The sequence below is a fragment of the Bradyrhizobium sp. GW821-FHT13H06 genome, from assembly GCF_058803975.1.
Genome location: NZ_JBXAPN010000002.1, coordinates 1098445 through 1114942, shown reverse-complemented (window position 1 = coordinate 1114942; position 16498 = coordinate 1098445). Strand labels below are relative to the sequence as shown.

Sequence of the window (16498 nt, the reverse complement as noted above, 5' to 3'; positions counted from 1 at the left end):
CCCCAAACCGGCGGATCAGGCGCTCTGGGCGGTCTTCACCACCACGACATTGCTGTCGTCCAGCTGGGCCGGGCCGGCATCGCGTACCGTCTTGTCGGCTTCGCCGGCATGACGTTTCAGATAGTCGCGGCGCATGCCGATCTCGTCGCGGACGAACTCGTAGCCGAGCTTGAAGGTGTCGAGCCCGTCGGTACTGATCGTGCCGTCCCTGAGGCCGATTACGGCGCCGCGCAAGATGGCCTCCAGCTCGTCCTGGAGACATTCGAGCTGGTCCAGCGAGTGGGCATGCTCGATCCGCTCGCCGATGTCGAGGATGGCCGTGGAGAGCTCGCTGGCCTTCTCCGGCGCGATCCTCGTGATCTTGGCGTAGATCGCCGCGAAGATCGAACCGATGATGCTGAGCGCGGCAACGCCCACATACATCAGGTCGCTGTACTTGTCGATGAACGACTTGGTGTCGTCGTTGATGTAATCGGCGGCGCCCTGGTGCGCGATCACGAACGCATCCTTCTCGACGGAGGCCGGTTCTATCCTGGTGGCGAAGCCGTTGTCGAGGCCGAGCGCGGACTTGTTCTCGTAGATGATACGCGCGAGCTCGCCTGCCGTCGTCGGGGACATTCTGGATTGTGCGACCAGGAGCCATTCGAGCCCGATCGTGTCGAGATCGTCGTCGGGAATTTGCGGCGATGTCGACAACGTGCCTGCCGTCAGTGTCTCGCCGGAGATGCCGGGGAATTTGCGGGCCAGCATCTTCGCTTCGTCGATTGCGTTCAGCGTGAAGCCGCCGCGTCTGGCGACTTGCTCATAGGATTTGTCCCTGACGGCCCTGGAGGCGTGGACGATGGCGATCACCGCGCCAAAGCCGTTTGGCGGGGCGAACAGCCTGTCGAGCGTTGCGCCCTGCGGCGCCATCTGGATCCTCGCAGCCTCGGGGCCGTCCGGGACCTCGAGGATGCTGCGGACGAAGGCGAGCGAGGCTTCGTTCTCGGCGACGACCGCGACTTTCTTTTTCCTGAGCTCGGAGAGGGACTTGATCTTCTTGTTGCCGGGGCCGAGCAGCAGCACGAGATCATGCTCGAGGATCGCGAGCGTGCGCGCGCGCGGCGGCACCTTGGAGTCGCTGCGCAGGACGGCGAGGTCGGCCTGCTTGCGGTCGAATTGGGCGAGCGCCTTGGCGTTGTCCGCGTTGTTGACGATCTTGATCCGGACGCGGGAGTCGCTGTCCTTCAGCACTGTGGCGAGATTGGCCGCGAACAGCGCCTCGTCACTGTTGGGAGCGCCGACGGCGAAGGTCAGCGTCTCCGAATTGTGCAGCAAGGTACGACCGCCCCAGACGGTGGCGAACGACAACAGCAGGGTCAGCACGACGTAGAGGAAAACCTGCTGCTGGTTTGTCTTGATCACCTTGGGGCGCCGGGGTGGCGGTTCGGTCGGCGATGAGGTGGGGCCTTCAGTACTCATGGCAGCACCTGGCCTTAGTCTCGGATGGCGGTCGGCTCGCGGCGGGCGCCCTGCAATTCGTAAATGTCTGAAAAAAGAACGATATTCTCTGTCGCCGATGATAGCGCGACCGTAACAGAAAGCAAATTTCGAGCCGGAGGTAACCGGACGCGACACGTCCGCGGCGATTGGTCATCCTATCACCGGTTAGCCACAGTTGGCGATTTTCCGGTTCCCCCGGCTGCATTCCGCCGCGGGAAATGTCATAAATCGCGTCCCGGCGATTTGACCGGTCCAAGAAGAAGTTGCGCTGAACGCTCCAATTCTTCCCGTCACGTCAATGAGGCGTCAGCTTGTCGTTTCCACCCATGTCATCGGCGATTCCGGTTGAAGCGCTCATTGGCTGGATGTTGCTGCTCACCTTCAAGCACATCATCGCCGATTTCGTTCTCCAGACCGCCTGGATGGCGCACGGCAAGGATCAGAAGCATGGCTGGGCCCTGCCGCTTCTGGTGCACTGCCTGATCCACCTTGCCGTTGCGCTGCCGCTGATCCTGATCGTGGCGCCGAGATTCTGGTTCGTGGCGCTGATCGACTTCGCGATCCACATCACGATCGACCGCGCCAAAGGGTTCGTCTCCGCCAATTTCGGCGTCGACCTTGCGCATCCCTGGTTCTGGACCCTGATCGGCGTCGACCAGGCGCTGCATCACCTGACCGGCTTCGGCCTCTCCATCTTCATGGCGGCGAACTGACGGCGGCCCTTCTGCGGCCTCTGGCTGGAAGCAATCGCTTGCATCACGAAAGGTCGTCATGCCCGGGCTTGTCCCGGGCATCCATGTTCTTCGTGCCGCTTGGTTCTCCGCGGATGGCCGGGACAAGCCCGGCCATGACGCCGGGAGAGCATTTGCGCTCCCGCGCCCACCAATTCGCGGCCCACACGCAAGCACCCCGGGCGACTACCGGGCAGCGTGGTTAACCTTTCGTTAGAGAATTGCGCTGCATCTTCCTGACACGAGGGAGAACTGCAATGTTTTCAAGCCGCGACACCTTTGAAAGCGATTTCTGCCCGGTCCGCGACGAGCTCCTTGGCGAAATGTATCGCGCCAGCGAGAGTGGGCTGCCGAGGCTGGTTGAGAGTGTTGCCCCTGACGCGCGCGCCAGGCTGGCGCTGTTCTGCTACCGCCGCAGCCATTTGCACTCGCTGGCGGTCGCGATCGCAGCAAGCTGCAGCGAGCGCGACCTGGTCGAGAACGGCGGCCGCGTCGGCTCGACGCTCTACGCGCTGTCGCGCGAAGGCGCGGTGAAATCCTCGCCGTCGCTGTCGGGCGGGCGCAAGCCGATCACGCTGTCGACCAAGCCGCTCTCGGTGCTCGCACCGCTCGATGACGAGCTCGACGACGAAATCGGCGAAGCCGTTCCCGCCTAAGCGGCCTCTATAACCGGCAACCCGAACTTCCGTCGCGCCATCGCGCATTCGGCGTCGCCCGGCATGCAGGTGCGGCACACTTCCGGCCGCACTTCATAGATGCCGCAGGCCGTCATCTTTCCGATCTCTCCCTGCAAGGCCGAGCAGCGATCACCCTCGCAGCGCATGCCGGACTGGCGCTCGTTGACCAGCGTTCCGGGAATCGCGGCAAGCTCTTCGTCGCTCTCGATCGAGAAGCGCGGCCAGTTTTGCGAATAGCCGCAGCAGGCGCCGCAACCCTGGCAACAACTCGACAGGTCGATCTCTTCCATCGTCCTCACGTGTCCTTTGGCGGACCCCAGACCAGGCTCTGCCGCCATCTTGCGCGCAGCACGTCGCGCCGCTCCGGATATTTCTCGTCGAGATAGGTCGCCTCGACCACGCGGTCGGTGCGGAAGCTGCGGAAGTCGCCGCGCAGCTCGCACCAGGCCGCCAGCAGCCGGACTGCTTCGAGATAGCCGACCGAAATCGGCCAGATCACGCGCTCGCTGGGACGACCCTGCTCGTCGCGATAGCGTAGCATGATCTTCTTGCCTTCGTGGATCTGGGTGCGGGTGCGCGCCATGTCCAGGCGGTCCGGTTCCCTGTTCCAGCTCGGCCGCGCCCGGCTCGCCGGCTCCAGCACGAAAGGCCGCAGGCGCTCAGGCACGGTATCGGCGATCTTGGCCATCAAGTCTTCGGCCGCGCGCGCCAGCGTGGAGTCGGCGTGGCCCGCGACCCATTGCGCGCCCAGCACCGCCGCCTCGATCTCGTCGGGTGTCAGCATGAGCGGCGGGAGGTCAAAGCCTTTCTCCAGAATGTAACCCATGCCGGCTTCGCCGCGGATCGGCACGCGCTGGCCGATCAGCGTCGCGATGTCGCGATAGATCGTGCGCTTCGAGGTCTCGAGCTCGGCCGCGATCGCGTCCGCCGTCAGCGGCTTACGCGTGCGCCTCAGCACCTGGATGATTTGAAACAGCCGGTCAGCGCGTCTCATGACAGGTCCCTTGTCGCTGCTTTTTTCCCGGTGGTCTTTTTCAGAAGGCGGCGCGCGGCTGCTGACAGGATGTTGGCAGCAGGGGAGTTCTATACCGGGACAACACTTCGACTGAAGAGGATTTGTCCATGATCATTCCAACCCATTTCGGCCCGGCCGGCCCGTTGTGGCGGAGCCAGCCTTTCCAGGTCCAGGCGTGGCAGGCTTGGGCGTTCAGCCGCCTCGTTTCGCTTGATGTCACGGTCGTCGACCTCCGCTTTGCGCTCGCGACCGCCGTGACGCGGTCGCTGGTCCATGCCGCGGATGCGCTGGTCCGCCACGTGATGGGCCGCGCCTGGCGAGGGGCCCGCTTCGCAGAAGATATCACGGCTGCTGCCACCATGGTGGCAGCAGCCGGCCGCTAGGTTCCGTCAATTCGTTCGACAGGTTCAGGAGAGCCCGCATGATCACGCTTTACGGCTTTGGCGCCGGCTTCGGCCTGCCGGAAATCAGCCCCTTCGTCACCAAGACGGAAGTGCAGCTCAAGATGGCAGCGCTGCCTTACCGGAAGGAGCGGGCGATGCCGCCCGCGTCCCCCAAGGGTCAGCTGCCCTTCATCGACGACGGCGGCGAGGCGGTGGCCGATTCCACCTTCATCCGCGCCCATATCGAGCGCCGCTACGGCTTCGATTTCGATGCCGGACTTTCGTTGCAGGAACGCGCGCAGGCCTGGGCCTTCGAGCGCATGATCGAGCATCACGTCTATTGGGCGCTGGTCGGCGCGCGCTGGGTCGATCCGGTCAATTTCGCCAAGGGGCCTGCGCATTTCTTCGACGGCGCGCCGGAGCACAACCGCGAGAAGCTGCGCGAGGATGCGCAATTCCGGGTCGCCGAGAACTATCTGCTCTCCGGCCTCGGCCGCCATGCGCCGGACGACGACGTTGATCTCGCGGTGCGCTCGCTGTTCGCGCTGTCGGTGCAACTCGGCGACAAGGCGTACCTGATGGGCAGCAAGCCCTGCGGCGTCGATGCCACCGCCTTCGGCATGCTCGCCGGAATGCTGACGCCGTTCTTCGAGTCCGGACTGCGTCAGCGCGCCGAGGGCTTTCCAAACCTCACCGCCTATGTCGATCGCATGATGGACAATTACTATCCGGAGTTCGCCTGGACCCCGCTGCGGCAGGCGGCGTGAGGCGGATATTGTTTCCGCATGCACGGTGCACCTCTCCCGCTTGCGGGAGAGGTCGACGCGCTCGCAGAGCGCGGCGGGTGAGGGCTCTCTCGGCTGGGAGACTTTCTCGGCAAGCCTCGGTCAATCCCAACGCGGAAGAACCCTCTCCCCGACCCTCTCCCGCAAGCGGGAGAGGGGGCTCATCCCCGCTGGGGCCTCCACGTACTCTCGAACGCAAAACCAAAAGAGCCGGCCCATCGGGCCGGCTCTCGTCGTCTCAAATCTTTCGCAGCGTCTACTTCACCAGCATGTACTTGCCGTCCTTCACCGTGAGCAGGATGCGCGAGCGCTCGTCGAGGCCGTAGCGGTCCTTTTCGGTGAAGTTGTAGACGCCCTGGCTCGCCGCCAGCTCCTTCTCCGTCAGCAGCGCCTGGCGAATGGCTTCGCGGAATTCCGGCGTGCCGGGTTTCGCCGTTTTCAGCGCCGTCGGGATCACGCGCTTGAGGATTTCGAACGCGTCGTAGGAGTGGCCGGCGAACTGGCTGCGGCTGTTCGGGCCATATTTGGCTTCATAGGCCGAGTTCAGCGCGAGGCCCGGCTTCTTGGTAAGCGCGGTGTCCGGCTGGTCCTCGGGGTCCATGACGGGACCGGAGGCCATCAGCACGCCCTCCGCCGCTTTGCCGGCGATGCGGATGAAGTCCATGCTGGCAGCACCATGGGTCTGGTAGATCAGGCCCTTGTAGCCGCGCTCGCGCAGCTCGGTCTGCGGCAGCGCGGCTGCGGTGCCGGACGCGCCGACCAGGATCGCGTCCGGATTGGCGGCGACCAGCTTCAGCACCTGTCCGGTCACCGAGGTGTCAGGACGGGCAAAGCGCTCCTCGTCGACGATGGTCATGCCCATCGGCACGGCCTGGGCCTTGAGGTCGTTGAACCAGAGGTCGCCGTAGGAATCGGAATAGCCGATGTAGCCGAGCGTCTTCACGCCCTTGGACTTCATGTGATCGTACAGCACCTTGCCCACGATCGGAATCGGCTGCGGCATCGCGACCGACCACTTCATGCGCTCGGGCGTGATCGGGAACGGCGCAAGACCGAAATGCGGGATGCCGGCTTCGTTGGCGACGTTGGAGACCGCGATGGTCGGCGGCGTCAGCGCCGAGCCCATGATGATGTCGGCCTTGGATTCGGTCACGAAGCGGCGGGCGTTGGTGGTCGCGGTGGTGGGATCGCCGCCGTCGTCGAGCACGATCACCTTCAGCGGCACGCCGCCGATCTCCTTCGGCACGAATTCCAGCGCGTTGCGCTCGGGAATGCCGAGCGCGGCGCCCGGGCCGGTCGTGGTGGTGGTGATGCCGATGGTGATTTCGCTGGTCTGGGCCAGCGCAGGCAATGCCGGCAGCGCCAGCGCGGCCGCGGTGATGGCAGCGGTCAAATAAAAACGTTTCATCTATTCCTCCCTTGACGTGTTTCTTTGAAAGCAGAAATCGGGGGGTAATTCAGCCCCCTCTTTTGGTGATGCGGCGATTTAGCTCCGGGCTCTAGCTCCCCGTGAATTTGGCTACCATTTCCGCCGGGAACGGTGCCGATTTCAGCTTGTCGGGGTTAACGGGATCGCGGCCGACCAGGACGCGGGTCTCGAACCCCTCGATCGCCAGCGCCTCGCCCTTGTAGACGTTGTGCTTCACCTCGAAGCTCGAGCGCTTGATGCTCTCGATTTTGGTCTCAATGGTGATCCAGTCGCCATAGGTCGAGGGGATGTAGAACTTGGCCCGCGTGTCGACCATGGGAATGCCAACCAGGCCATACTTGCGGACCAGGTCCTGCTTGGAGAAGCCGGCAACCTCGAACAGGGTCGAGGTCGAATCGTCGAACATCGCGAAATAGCGCGGGTAATAGACGATGTTGGCGGGGTCGCAATCGCCCCACTGGATCTGGACCTCGCGCCGGTTCACGAACATGAATTATGCATCCACCAGCGCTGTGACACACCTCTCCCGGAGGGAGAGTTCGAATTGCGCAGCAATTCTAGTGAGGGAGTACGGTCTCTCGATGGGGCAGGGCCCCTCACCCGGCGCCGCGCGCCGACCTCTCCCAATGGGAGAGGTAAGGTCGAGGTCGCTGTTGTAATCCCGCTCATCGATTTATTTCGGCGCCATGCGCAGCGAGCCGTCGAGGCGCACCACTTCGCCGTTCAGGTAGGCGTTCTCGACCATGTGCAGCGCGAGCGCGGCGAACTCGTCGGCATTGCCGAGCCGGCGCGGGAACGGGATCGCGGCGGCGAGCGAGTCCTGGGCTTCCTGCGGCAGGTTGGCGAGCAGCGGCGTGAGGAACAGGCCGGGCGCGATCGTCAGCACGCGGACGCCGAACTGCGCGAGCTCGCGCGCGATCGGCAGCGTCATGCCGACGATGCCGCCCTTGGATGCCGAATAGGCCGACTGGCCGATCTGGCCGTCATAGGCGGCGACCGAGGCGGTGTTGATGATGACGCCGCGCTCGCCGGTCGCCTGCGGCTCGAGCTTGGACATCTCGGTCGCGGCAAGACGCAGCATGTTGAAGGTGCCGATCAGGTTGACCTTGATCACCTTGTCGAAATCGGCGAGCGCCATCGGGCCGTCGCGGCCGACCACGCGCTTGGCAACGCCGATGCCGGCGCAATTGACCAGCACGCGGGCCGGGCCGTGGGCCTTCGTCGCCTGCGCGATCGCGGCTTCAGCGGAGGCGGCATCGGAGACGTCGCAGGTCACGGCGACGCCCTTGATCTCGGCGGCGACGGTTTCCGCGAGCTTGGCATTGAGATCGAACACCGCGACCTTCGCGCCCTGCGCCGCCAGTTTTCGCGCAGTGGCAGCGCCAAGCCCCGATGCGCCGCCGGTCACGATGGCTGCCTGATCCTTCAACAACATGGCATTCTCCTTCGATTCTAATTCAGACGCGATCGTATCCAAGCGCTCGATGCGCTCCCTCGCCCCGCTTGCGGGGAGAGGGTTGGGGTGAGGGGGACTCTCCGCGGAGACGGCGAGAGTGAGACTCGCGGAGAGCCCCCCTCACCCGAATTTGCGCGTTGCGCAAATTCGACCTCTCCCCGCAAGCGGGGAGAGGTGAAGGAAGATCCGGCCTGGTTCATTCCGATTGTCATGTTACCCGACCGATATCACACGGTTCGATGGATTGGCAGCGTAGAGCTCCTCGATCAGCTCGCCGCGATGCTCCAGCACCGCGCGCTGGTTGATCGAGCCCTTGTCGGTGACCTCGCCCTTGTCGATCGACAGCGGCGTGTCCATCAGGATCGCGCGCGTGATCCGTGTCGAGGAGCCCGTGGCTTGGCTGAGGAAACGGGTCAGGCGCTCGCGAAACGCCTCGCGCACCAGCCGGTCGCGCGTGGCGACGACGAGATCGTCGGTGGGCAGCGTCGGGTTGATCAGCCGGCAACCGTCGAGATCGAGCACGACCAGCGCGGAAATCTCGTCGCGGTTGATGCCGGCGATGACGACGTCGCGCACCAGCGGTGCGCAGGCCGCAACGAAGCGCGCACGCAGGGGGCCAACGCTGACCCAGGTGCCGCTGGCGAGCTTGAAGTCTTCGCCGATGCGCCCGTCGAAATCGAATCCGGCGTTGAGATCGTCGGGATCGGCCGGCTTGAGCGCATCGCCGAGTTTGTAGAAGCCTTCCTCGTCGAACGATTTCGCGGTGATGTCGGGCTGGCGCCAGTAGCCGGGCATCACGTTCGGCCCCTTGCAGCGGACCTCCAGCTTGCCGTTGTTCGGCACCAGCTTGGCGTCGTTGCCCGAGACCGGCAGGCCGACATGGCCGGAGCGGCTGGTACGCGGATTGACCGACATGAAGAACGGCGCAGTCTCGGTCGCGCCGAGGCCCGTCAGCATCGGCACGCGGTAGCCTTTTTCCTTCACCGCGAGCTCGTCGAGGCTGTCCCAGACGAAGGGCGACAGCGCCGCACCCGAGAAGAACATCGCGTGCAACCGGTCGAAGAACCTTGCGCGCAGGCCCTGGTCGTCGCGCAAATACGGCAGCAGCGATTCATAGCCTTTCGGCACGTTGAAATAGACCGTGGGCGAAATCTCCTGGAGATTGCGCACGGTCTCCTCGATGCCGCCGGGCATCGGCTTGCCGGCGTCCAGGTACATCGAGCCGCCGTTGTAGAGCGTCAGTCCGATGTTGTGGTTGCCGCCGAAGGTGTGGTTCCAGGGCAGCCAGTCGATGATGACGGGCGGCTCGTCCTTGAGGAAAGCGAGCGTCTCGCGCAGCATCACCTGGTTGGCGCAGATCATGCGCTGGGTGTTGATGACTGCCTTGGGGTTGCCGGTCGAGCCCGAGGTCAGCAGGAATTTTGCGATCGTGTCGGGGCCGATCCGGCCGTGGACGTCGTCGAGATCGCCGCGGAGCGGCGTCGCCATGAGGTCGGCGAGCAGGGTGACGTCGCGGCCCGGCACGTGGCCATAGGACGCGGCGATCTCGGTGCCGAGCGAGACATTGGCGGTGAGTGCGTCGGCGAACTTGTCGGCATCCTCGGCGAAGACGAGGCCGGGCGTCAGCAGCTTCATCAGATAGGACAGCTTGCCGTAATCCTTCGACACCAGCGAATAGGCCGGCGACACCGGGCAGAACGGAACGCCCGCATAGAACGCGCCGAAGGCGAGCAGGGCGTGGTCGATCGAATTGCCGGACAGGATGACGACCGGGCGCTCTGCGGACAATCCGCGCGCAATCAGGCCTGAGGCGATGTGCCGGCTCGCGGTGAGCAGCTCGGCATAGGTGATCTTGCGCCAGCCGCGGCCGCCTTCGCGCTCGGCCATGAAGACGCGGTCCGGCGTCGTATTCGCCCAATGATGCAGGCGCTCGGTGATGCGGACGGGATAGTCGCCGAGCGGCTGCTTCGGCCTGAGGTAGATCGTGCCGTCGTCGCGGCGCTCGACGTTGACGGCGGGATCGCCGAACGAGATCGGCCGCAGCGGGAAAGTGCTCGCGCCGCGCTCCGTGCTGGAAGAGGACGGCTGTGCGCTCATGACTTCGGCTTTACCTTCGCGGTCTTGTGTTCGAGGAACTCGCGGATCCGGCGCTTGGCCTCCTTGTCGCTCTGCGCGACGGTGGCCATCAGCGATTCCATCAAGAGACCCGTCTGCGGATTGGCCTCCGCGATCATCGGCAGCGCCTGGAGCACGGCGAAATTGGTCAGCGGCGCGTTGGAGGCGATCTTGGTCGCAAGCTCCAGCGCCTTGCCGAGCCCGTTGCCGGCTTCCGTCAGATATTGCGCGAAGCCGTAGGATGCGCCCTCGGTCGCGCTATAGACGCGTCCGGTCAGCATCATGTCCATCATCCGGGCGACGCCGATCAGCCGCGGCAGCCGCACCGAGCCGCCGCCGCCGACGAAGATGCCGCGTTGTCCCTCCGGCAGCGCGAAATAGGTCGAGGGCTCCGCGACGCGGATATGCGCCGCGCAGGCAAGTTCCAGCCCGCCGCCGATCACTGCACCCCGGAGCGCCGCGATCACGGGCACGCGGCTGTACTGGATGCGGTCGAACACCCTGTGCCACATCTGGGAATGGAGCAGGCCGCCGGTCGCATCGTGCTCGGTCAGTTCGGAGAGGTCGAGGCCTGAGGAGAAATGGTCGCCGATGCCATGGATCACGACCGCGCCGATGTCCTCGGGTAGGGACGCAAAACACTCGCCGATTTCCAGGATGATGCCGTCATTGAGCGCATTGCGCTTGGCCGGCCGGTTCAGACCCACGGTCAGAACCCGGTCCGCCCGCTCGATCTTCAACAGCCCGGCGGTGCCCGCGTTGGCGGTCTCGGCGTTTCCCTGTGTCATTTGCGTCCTTATCAGAATAGTTATGTTGTATAACGAATTCTGGGGGAGTCAAGGTGGACGATATCACCCCCCTGGGGCAGGGATTGGATTGCTGGGGGCCTGACCCGGCGGTCAGAGGCTTCGGGGAGTATTTGACATGCTGCTGTTGCCACATCCTCCGTCATTGCGAGCGCAGCGAAGCAATCCAGAATCTTTCCGCGGAGGGACTCTGGATTGTTTCGCTGCGCTCGCAATGACGCGGTGAGAGCCTTCCTCACATGACCTGGTGCACGTCGATCACCACGCGGTCCGCATGGCGCGCGGCCGAGCCGACAAAGATGTGCTCCATCAGCCAGCGATACTTGTCGTGCCCGGTCTCGAACCGCGGCACGGTGCGGAAATAGATCAGCTTGGGATCGACCGGCTCGCCGCGCTTGAGCTTTTGCAGGAGCTCGACCGGGCCGAAGCGCATGCCCTTGTTCTCGACATAGACGACGGCGCCGTCGTCGGTCTCGAAGGCGTACTTGGCTTCGAGGTCGATCAGCTCGTTGGGGCGGATGGTCTGGAAATCGGCGCCGAAGGGAAGCACCTTGCCCGTGATCGCGCCCGTCACCTCGCCGCCGACGATCGGGATGATGCGCCGGACGCCAATCCCCGTCTCGCCGGCGGTGACGACGTCACCGATGCGGGCGGTGACGGTGAAGACGTATCTGGTTTCGAGGGTGGGGGCCATGGATTGCTCCAACTATTTGTCAGAAGGCGCCGATGTCTTCGCCTCTCCCCGCTTGCGGGGAGAGGCCGGAATACGCGCCGAAGGCGCGGATTCCGGGTGAGGGGGCTCTCCGCGAGTCTCACTCTCACCGTTCTCGCGGAGACTCCCCTTCACCCCAACCCTCTCCCCGCAAGCGGGGCGAGGGGCTCACCATCGCCGCCGCGGCTGTCCAGCCTCAATTCGCCATCATCCGCGTCGGCAGCCAGGTCGCCAGCAGCGGGAAGGCGATCAGGATCACGAGGCGCACGAGGTCGGTCGCCACGAACGGGATCACGCCCTTGAAGATGGTCGAGAACGACACGTCCTTCACCACGCTTTTTATGACGAAGACGTTCATGCCGACCGGCGGATGGATCAGGCCGAGCTCGACGGTCATCACGATGATGATGCCGAACCAGATCGGATCGAAGCCGAGATGCATGATCACGGGAAAGATGATCGGCACGGTCAGGATGATCATCGCCATGGCGTCCATCAGGCAGCCGAGCACGAGATACATTACCATGATCAGCGCCAGCACGCCGTAGGGTCCGAGGCCGAGACCGGTGAGGAATTCCGTGACCTTCTGCGGCGTCTGCGTCACCGTGAGGAAATAGCCGAAGATCAGCGCGCCGATCAGCACGGTAAACACGGCGGCCGCGGTGCGCGTGGCCTGGAGCAGCGAGGCCAGCACCTTCTCGCGGTCGAGGCGGCCGGTCAGCACGCCGATGATGAAGGCGCCGGTGGCGCCGACGCCGCCGGCCTCGGTCGGCGTGAAGCGCGGCAGGAAGGGCAGGCCATAGAGGCCGCCGATCACGAATATGAACAGCAGCACCGGCGCCCAGATGTCCTTCAATCCGGCGAAGCGTTCGCGCCACGGTGTCACCTTGCCCTTGGGCAGGAAATCGGGGCGGAAATAGCCGATCAGGAAGATCGTGATCATGTACATGGTCATCGCGAGCAAGCCCGGGATGATGCCGGCGATGAAGAGTTTTCCGATGTCCTGCTCGGTGATGATGCCGTAGACCGCGAGTACGGTGGACGGCGGCAGCATCGCGCCCAGCGTGCCGCCGGCCGCGATCACGCCGGTGGCGAAGGATTGCGGATAGCCGAACCGGCGCATCTCGGGATAGGCGACGGCGGAGAAAGTCGCGGCCGTCGCGACCGAGGAGCCGCAGATCGCGGCAAAGCCGCCGCAGGCGCCGACGGTCGCGATGCCGAGGCCGCCGCGCAAATGGCCGACAAAGCCGTTGGCGGCGCGGAACAGCTCGCGGCTCATGCCGGAATTGCTGACGAAGGAGCCCATCAGCAGGAACATCGGAATGACGCCGAACGTGTAGTCGGTCACCGTGCGCATCGAGGTCTGCCCGACCAGCTTCAGCGCCGGCGTGGCGCCGACGAGATAGGAGAAGCCGGTGACACCGACGAGGCCCATGGCCATGCCGACCGGCACGCGCAGGAGCATCAGGACGAAGAGGGAAACGAAGCCGATAACGGCGACGGCATCGGTGCTCATGATTACTCCGTCGCCTTGATCTTGGGGTCGTGCATCTCTTCGGGATGGAAGATCAGCCGGTAGGTGCGGATCGCGATCAGCAGCACCGCGCAGACGTCGCCGATCCAGGCGACGAGAAAGAAGGGCCATGTCGGCATGTGCAGGTCGAAGGTCTGGACGTTGTCGTTGTAGGTGCCGCGCACCTTGTCGAACAGCGTCCAGGTCTGCACGGTGACGACGAACAGCAGCACCAGCGTCGCGAACACGTCGATCCAGCGCTGATAGCGCGGCCCGACATTGCCCCAGACCAGGTCCACCGTGATGTGAGTGCCGCGATAGGAGGTCGCCGCGATGCCCCAGAAGATGAGGATGCCGAGCAGCATGCGGCCGATGTCGAAACTGTCGGGAATCGAATAGTTCAGCGTGTTGCGCAGCAGCACCGACAGGAAGATGTCGAGCGCGACGATGCCGACGAAGCCGGCCGCGATCCATTCGATCGAGTCGATCACGCGATCCATCCAGGAGCGCTTCATGGGTGTGTCCTGTGTGATGTCATTCTTGTGCTCGACCCGGCTGCAGCCCTTCGCCTCTCCCCGCTTGCGGGGAGAGGCCGACACGCGAAGCGTGGCGGGTGAGGGGGACTCTCCGCGAGTCCCGCTGTCTCCGTCCCCGTGGAGACTCCCCCTCACCCCGACCCTCTCCCCGCAAGCGGGGAGAGGGGGACGAAGCGTCGTGCGCTGCTAACGGTACCTTGCAGGGCAACGGCGGCGAGATGCCCCTCGCCGCCGCGTTTCCTTCGACGAAGGCTACTCCGCCAGCGCGTTGTACTTCTTCAGCGATGCCTTCAGATCCGCGATCGCCGCATCGGGATCGGCGCCGGCCTTCTTGGCATTGTCGCTCCAGGTCTTGACCAGCGGCTCGGCGGCCTTCTTCCAGGCGGCGGTCTGCTCGGCCGTCAGCTTGTAGACCTCGTGATTGGATTCCGCCTTCACCTTGTCGATGCCGGCATCCTCGAACTTGCCCCAGTGCTCGCCGACCGCGCCCGCCATTTCGACCGTGCAATTCTTGTCGATCGCGGCCTTCTGCTTGTCGGACATGGCATTGTACTTGTCCTTGTTGATCACGAACACGAAGGTCGTGGTGTAGAGCGGCGCCTCCATGTCGTATTTGGTCACCTTGTCGATGCCGAACAGCACCAGGGAACCCCAGGGGAAGGTGACGCCGTCGGCGACGCCGCGCTCGATGATGTCGCGCACTTCGGGCGCGGAGGACTGCACATTGGTGCCGCCGAGCGAAGTGACGAAATTCGCCATGGTGGCGTGCGCGGGGCGGATCTTCAGGCCCTTCACGTCCTCGGGGTTGACGATCTTCTTGGTCTTGGAGTGGAACGAGGAGGGCGAGTGGACGAAGGCGAGGCAGTATTTGACGTCCTTCATCTCCTTCTCTGCATATTTGCGATACCAGGCGTCGAGCCCCATCGAGCCGCCCTTGGCGTCCGAGATCAGGAAGGGCAGCTCGCCTGCGCCGATGATGGGGAAGCGGCCGGGCTGATAGCCGGGATTGACATAGGTGACGTCGGCGATGCCGTCGCGCGCCATGTCGTAATGGTCGAAGGCCTTGCCGAGTTGCTGGGCCGGAAACACCTTGCCCTTGATGGTGCCGCCGGAATCCTTCTCGACCGCGGCGGCCCAGTCCTCCAGCGATTTCTGCAGCGGATGCGAGGCCGGCACCCAATGCGAGATCTTCAGATCGAAGGTCTTCTCCTGCGCGAACGCTGGGCTCACGCTTGCTGCCAGCAGCAACGCCAGACAGGCTTTTCTCATCACGCGTCTCTCCCTGTTTTTGACGGCGGGCTTCGATGGCCCGGTCTCGTTAATTAACATGTTATCTAATTGGCCGGCGCGTTCAAGCCGGAAACTGGCGCGCACTTCGCCTCGCCGTCTACAGCATCCATGTTGCATGGATTTGTCGCGCTGCGGCGAACGCCCTCCCTTCTTCCCAACCGTTATATGATATAATTATCCTGCACGGAGCGGCGCGACAAGCGACCCGCGACGGAAGCCTACAGGATCGGAAGGAGCAAGTATTGCGGACAAAAGTCGCAATCATCGGGGCCGGGCCGGCCGGATTGTTGCTCGGGCAACTGCTGCACACATACGGCATCGACAACGTCATCCTGGAGCGGCAGAGCCCGGATTACGTGCTCGGCCGCATCCGCGCCGGTCTCCTGGAGGAAGGAACCGTCGCGCTGCTCGACCAGGTCGGCGCCGGCGCGCGGGCCCATGCCGAAGGCCTGGTGCACGAAGGCATCGAGCTCGCCTTCTCCGGCCGCCGTCACCGTATCGACATGAAGGGTGCGACCGGCAAGACGGTGATGATCTACGGCCAGACCGAGGTCACGCTCGACCTGATGAATGCGAGGAAGGCCGCTGGTCTCATCTCCGTCTACGAGGCCAGGGATGTGCAGCCGCAAGATTTCGACGGCGGTCGCCCGCGCGTGTCCTATGTGAAAGACGGCGTCACCCACACCATCGATTGCGATTTCATCGCCGGCTGCGACGGCTTCCATGGCGTCAGCCGCGCCAGCGTCCCGTCTTCGGCGATCGAGGAGTTCGAGCGGGTCTATCCGTTCGGCTGGCTCGGCATCCTGTCCGACACCCCGCCGGTCAGCCACGAGCTGATCTATTCCAACCACGCCCGCGGCTTTGCGCTGTGCACCATGCGCTCGACCAGGCGCAGCCGCTACTATGTGCAATGTTCGCTCGACGATCATGTCGATCGATGGCCGGACGACCGCTTCTGGGACGAATTGAAGCGCCGGCTCGACCAGGAGGCGGCCGACAGCCTCGTCACGGGCCCCTCGATCGAGAAGAGTATCGCGCCGCTGCGCAGCTTCGTCGCCGAGCCGATGCGCTTCGGCCGGATGTTCCTGTGCGGCGACGCCGCCCACATCGTGCCGCCGACCGGCGCCAAGGGATTGAACCTCGCTGCCAGCGACGCGCATTATCTGTCGAGCGCGCTGCGCGAGTTCTACGACGAGAACTCCAGCGCCGGCCTCGACGCCTACTCCGCCAAGGCGCTGGCACGGGTCTGGAAAGCCGTGCGGTTCTCCTGGTGGATGACCTCGATGCTGCACAAATTCCCCGATACCGGCACGATCGGCGCCCGCATCCAGCTCGCCGAGCTCGACTACGTCACGCAGTCGCAGGCCGCGATGACGTCGCTGTCGGAGAATTACGTCGGGCTGCCGTTTTAAAGCGGCATCGCTCTCTCGGCATCGTCATTGCGAGCGAAGCGAAGCAATCCAGGAATCCCTCCGCGGAGACAGCCTGGATTGCTTCGCTCGCAATGACGAGGCGCGCCCGTTTCAAACGCCCGCGCAAATTCCGTTTGAAACTTTGTAATTGATGCA

The 16498-nt window shown here is 64.3% G+C and carries 17 protein-coding genes; 5 read left to right on the top strand and 12 right to left on the bottom strand.

Annotated features, from left to right (window positions below; translation table 11 throughout):
• Nucleotides 1-15 precede the first annotated feature (15 nt).
• Nucleotides 16-1461: a TAXI family TRAP transporter solute-binding subunit gene (locus tag AC1RQP_RS12155; RefSeq protein ID WP_492937068.1), complete on the bottom strand. Its 1446-nt coding sequence runs from the start codon at nt 1459-1461 to the stop codon at nt 16-18.
• A gap of 386 nt (nt 1462-1847) precedes the next feature.
• Here AC1RQP_RS12155 and AC1RQP_RS12150 point away from each other — a divergent pair, with 386 nt between their 5' ends.
• Nucleotides 1848-2195, top strand: coding sequence for a DUF3307 domain-containing protein (locus AC1RQP_RS12150; protein ID WP_050995144.1), 348 nt, complete (start codon nt 1848-1850; stop codon nt 2193-2195).
• A 275-nt stretch (nt 2196-2470) separates the two neighbouring features.
• Nucleotides 2471-2869: a hypothetical protein gene (locus tag AC1RQP_RS12145; protein ID WP_028180693.1), complete on the top strand. Its 399-nt coding sequence runs from the start codon at nt 2471-2473 to the stop codon at nt 2867-2869.
• Here AC1RQP_RS12145 and AC1RQP_RS12140 read toward each other — a convergent pair.
• Nucleotides 2866-3180 (bottom strand): YkgJ family cysteine cluster protein, encoded by a 315-nt coding sequence (locus AC1RQP_RS12140; protein WP_239627430.1) that lies wholly within the window; start codon nt 3178-3180, stop codon nt 2866-2868. The genes AC1RQP_RS12145 and AC1RQP_RS12140 overlap by 4 nt on opposite strands.
• A gap of 5 nt (nt 3181-3185) precedes the next feature.
• On the bottom strand, nt 3186-3884 hold the full coding sequence (locus AC1RQP_RS12135; RefSeq protein WP_061029950.1) for a helix-turn-helix transcriptional regulator: 699 nt from the start codon (nt 3882-3884) through the stop codon (nt 3186-3188).
• Nucleotides 3885-4012: 128 nt separating this feature from the next.
• Here AC1RQP_RS12135 and AC1RQP_RS12130 point away from each other — a divergent pair, with 128 nt between their 5' ends.
• Nucleotides 4013-4288, top strand: coding sequence for a hypothetical protein (locus AC1RQP_RS12130; protein WP_492937067.1), 276 nt, complete (start codon nt 4013-4015; stop codon nt 4286-4288).
• Between the two features lie 38 nt (nt 4289-4326).
• Nucleotides 4327-5055 carry a glutathione S-transferase family protein gene (locus tag AC1RQP_RS12125; protein ID WP_239627427.1) on the top strand — a complete coding sequence of 243 codons (729 nt, stop codon included), beginning with the start codon at nt 4327-4329 and terminating at the stop codon, nt 5053-5055.
• A 274-nt stretch (nt 5056-5329) separates the two neighbouring features.
• Here AC1RQP_RS12125 and AC1RQP_RS12120 read toward each other — a convergent pair whose 3' ends face one another.
• From AC1RQP_RS12120 to AC1RQP_RS12080, 9 genes are all read right to left on the bottom strand, one after another.
• Nucleotides 5330-6481 carry an ABC transporter substrate-binding protein gene (locus AC1RQP_RS12120; RefSeq protein WP_061881040.1) on the bottom strand — a complete coding sequence of 384 codons (1152 nt, stop codon included), beginning with the start codon at nt 6479-6481 and terminating at the stop codon, nt 5330-5332.
• A gap of 91 nt (nt 6482-6572) precedes the next feature.
• On the bottom strand, nt 6573-6992 hold the full coding sequence (locus AC1RQP_RS12115; protein WP_061029942.1) for an acyl-CoA thioesterase: 420 nt from the start codon (nt 6990-6992) through the stop codon (nt 6573-6575).
• 183 nt (nt 6993-7175) lie between these two features.
• Nucleotides 7176-7937, bottom strand: a complete 762-nt coding sequence (locus AC1RQP_RS12110) for an SDR family NAD(P)-dependent oxidoreductase (protein ID WP_028180698.1) — start codon at nt 7935-7937, stop codon at nt 7176-7178.
• A gap of 234 nt (nt 7938-8171) precedes the next feature.
• Nucleotides 8172-10055, bottom strand: coding sequence for a feruloyl-CoA synthase (locus AC1RQP_RS12105; RefSeq protein WP_492937066.1), 1884 nt, complete (start codon nt 10053-10055; stop codon nt 8172-8174).
• The gene (locus AC1RQP_RS12100; protein ID WP_239627421.1) at nt 10052-10861 is read right to left on the bottom strand and encodes a crotonase/enoyl-CoA hydratase family protein; all 810 of its coding nucleotides are present in this window, start codon (nt 10859-10861) and stop codon (nt 10052-10054) included. Before AC1RQP_RS12100 ends, AC1RQP_RS12105 begins: the two co-directional genes overlap by 4 nt.
• 253 nt (nt 10862-11114) lie before the next feature.
• Nucleotides 11115-11573, bottom strand: a complete 459-nt coding sequence (locus tag AC1RQP_RS12095; RefSeq protein ID WP_492937065.1) for a DUF3237 domain-containing protein — start codon at nt 11571-11573, stop codon at nt 11115-11117.
• 214 nt (nt 11574-11787) lie between these two features.
• Nucleotides 11788-13107, bottom strand: a complete 1320-nt coding sequence (locus tag AC1RQP_RS12090) for a TRAP transporter large permease (RefSeq protein ID WP_492937064.1) — start codon at nt 13105-13107, stop codon at nt 11788-11790.
• 2 nt (nt 13108-13109) lie between these two features.
• Nucleotides 13110-13619, bottom strand: a complete 510-nt coding sequence (locus AC1RQP_RS12085) for a TRAP transporter small permease (RefSeq protein WP_028180703.1) — start codon at nt 13617-13619, stop codon at nt 13110-13112.
• A gap of 273 nt (nt 13620-13892) precedes the next feature.
• A complete protein-coding gene (locus AC1RQP_RS12080) occupies nt 13893-14909 on the bottom strand; it encodes a TRAP transporter substrate-binding protein (RefSeq protein ID WP_492937063.1) in 1017 nt (338 codons plus the stop codon).
• 263 nt (nt 14910-15172) lie between these two features.
• On the opposite strand from AC1RQP_RS12080, the gene pobA reads away from it, so the two are divergent.
• Nucleotides 15173-16342 carry a 4-hydroxybenzoate 3-monooxygenase gene (gene pobA, locus AC1RQP_RS12075; protein WP_492937062.1) on the top strand — a complete coding sequence of 390 codons (1170 nt, stop codon included), beginning with the start codon at nt 15173-15175 and terminating at the stop codon, nt 16340-16342.
• Nucleotides 16343-16498: the final 156 nt, after the last annotated feature.

Excerpts from the sequence above, each read along its gene's own strand:
- AC1RQP_RS12155 (WP_492937068.1), bottom strand. The coding sequence starts at position 1,461 with ATGAGTACTGAAGGCCCCACCTCATCGCCGACCGAACCGCCACCCCGG.
- AC1RQP_RS12150 (WP_050995144.1), top strand. The coding sequence starts at position 1,848 with ATGTTGCTGCTCACCTTCAAGCACATCATCGCCGATTTCGTTCTCCAG.
- AC1RQP_RS12145 (WP_028180693.1), top strand. The coding sequence starts at position 2,471 with ATGTTTTCAAGCCGCGACACCTTTGAAAGCGATTTCTGCCCGGTCCGC.
- AC1RQP_RS12140 (WP_239627430.1), bottom strand. The coding sequence starts at position 3,180 with ATGGAAGAGATCGACCTGTCGAGTTGTTGCCAGGGTTGCGGCGCCTGC.
- AC1RQP_RS12135 (WP_061029950.1), bottom strand. The coding sequence starts at position 3,884 with ATGAGACGCGCTGACCGGCTGTTTCAAATCATCCAGGTGCTGAGGCGC.
- AC1RQP_RS12130 (WP_492937067.1), top strand. The coding sequence starts at position 4,013 with ATGATCATTCCAACCCATTTCGGCCCGGCCGGCCCGTTGTGGCGGAGC.
- AC1RQP_RS12125 (WP_239627427.1), top strand. The coding sequence starts at position 4,327 with ATGATCACGCTTTACGGCTTTGGCGCCGGCTTCGGCCTGCCGGAAATC.
- AC1RQP_RS12120 (WP_061881040.1), bottom strand. The coding sequence starts at position 6,481 with ATGAAACGTTTTTATTTGACCGCTGCCATCACCGCGGCCGCGCTGGCG.
- AC1RQP_RS12115 (WP_061029942.1), bottom strand. The coding sequence starts at position 6,992 with ATGTTCGTGAACCGGCGCGAGGTCCAGATCCAGTGGGGCGATTGCGAC.
- AC1RQP_RS12110 (WP_028180698.1), bottom strand. The coding sequence starts at position 7,937 with ATGTTGTTGAAGGATCAGGCAGCCATCGTGACCGGCGGCGCATCGGGG.
- AC1RQP_RS12105 (WP_492937066.1), bottom strand. The coding sequence starts at position 10,055 with ATGAGCGCACAGCCGTCCTCTTCCAGCACGGAGCGCGGCGCGAGCACT.
- AC1RQP_RS12100 (WP_239627421.1), bottom strand. The coding sequence starts at position 10,861 with ATGACACAGGGAAACGCCGAGACCGCCAACGCGGGCACCGCCGGGCTG.
- AC1RQP_RS12095 (WP_492937065.1), bottom strand. The coding sequence starts at position 11,573 with ATGGCCCCCACCCTCGAAACCAGATACGTCTTCACCGTCACCGCCCGC.
- AC1RQP_RS12090 (WP_492937064.1), bottom strand. The coding sequence starts at position 13,107 with ATGAGCACCGATGCCGTCGCCGTTATCGGCTTCGTTTCCCTCTTCGTC.
- AC1RQP_RS12085 (WP_028180703.1), bottom strand. The coding sequence starts at position 13,619 with ATGAAGCGCTCCTGGATGGATCGCGTGATCGACTCGATCGAATGGATC.
- AC1RQP_RS12080 (WP_492937063.1), bottom strand. The coding sequence starts at position 14,909 with ATGAGAAAAGCCTGTCTGGCGTTGCTGCTGGCAGCAAGCGTGAGCCCA.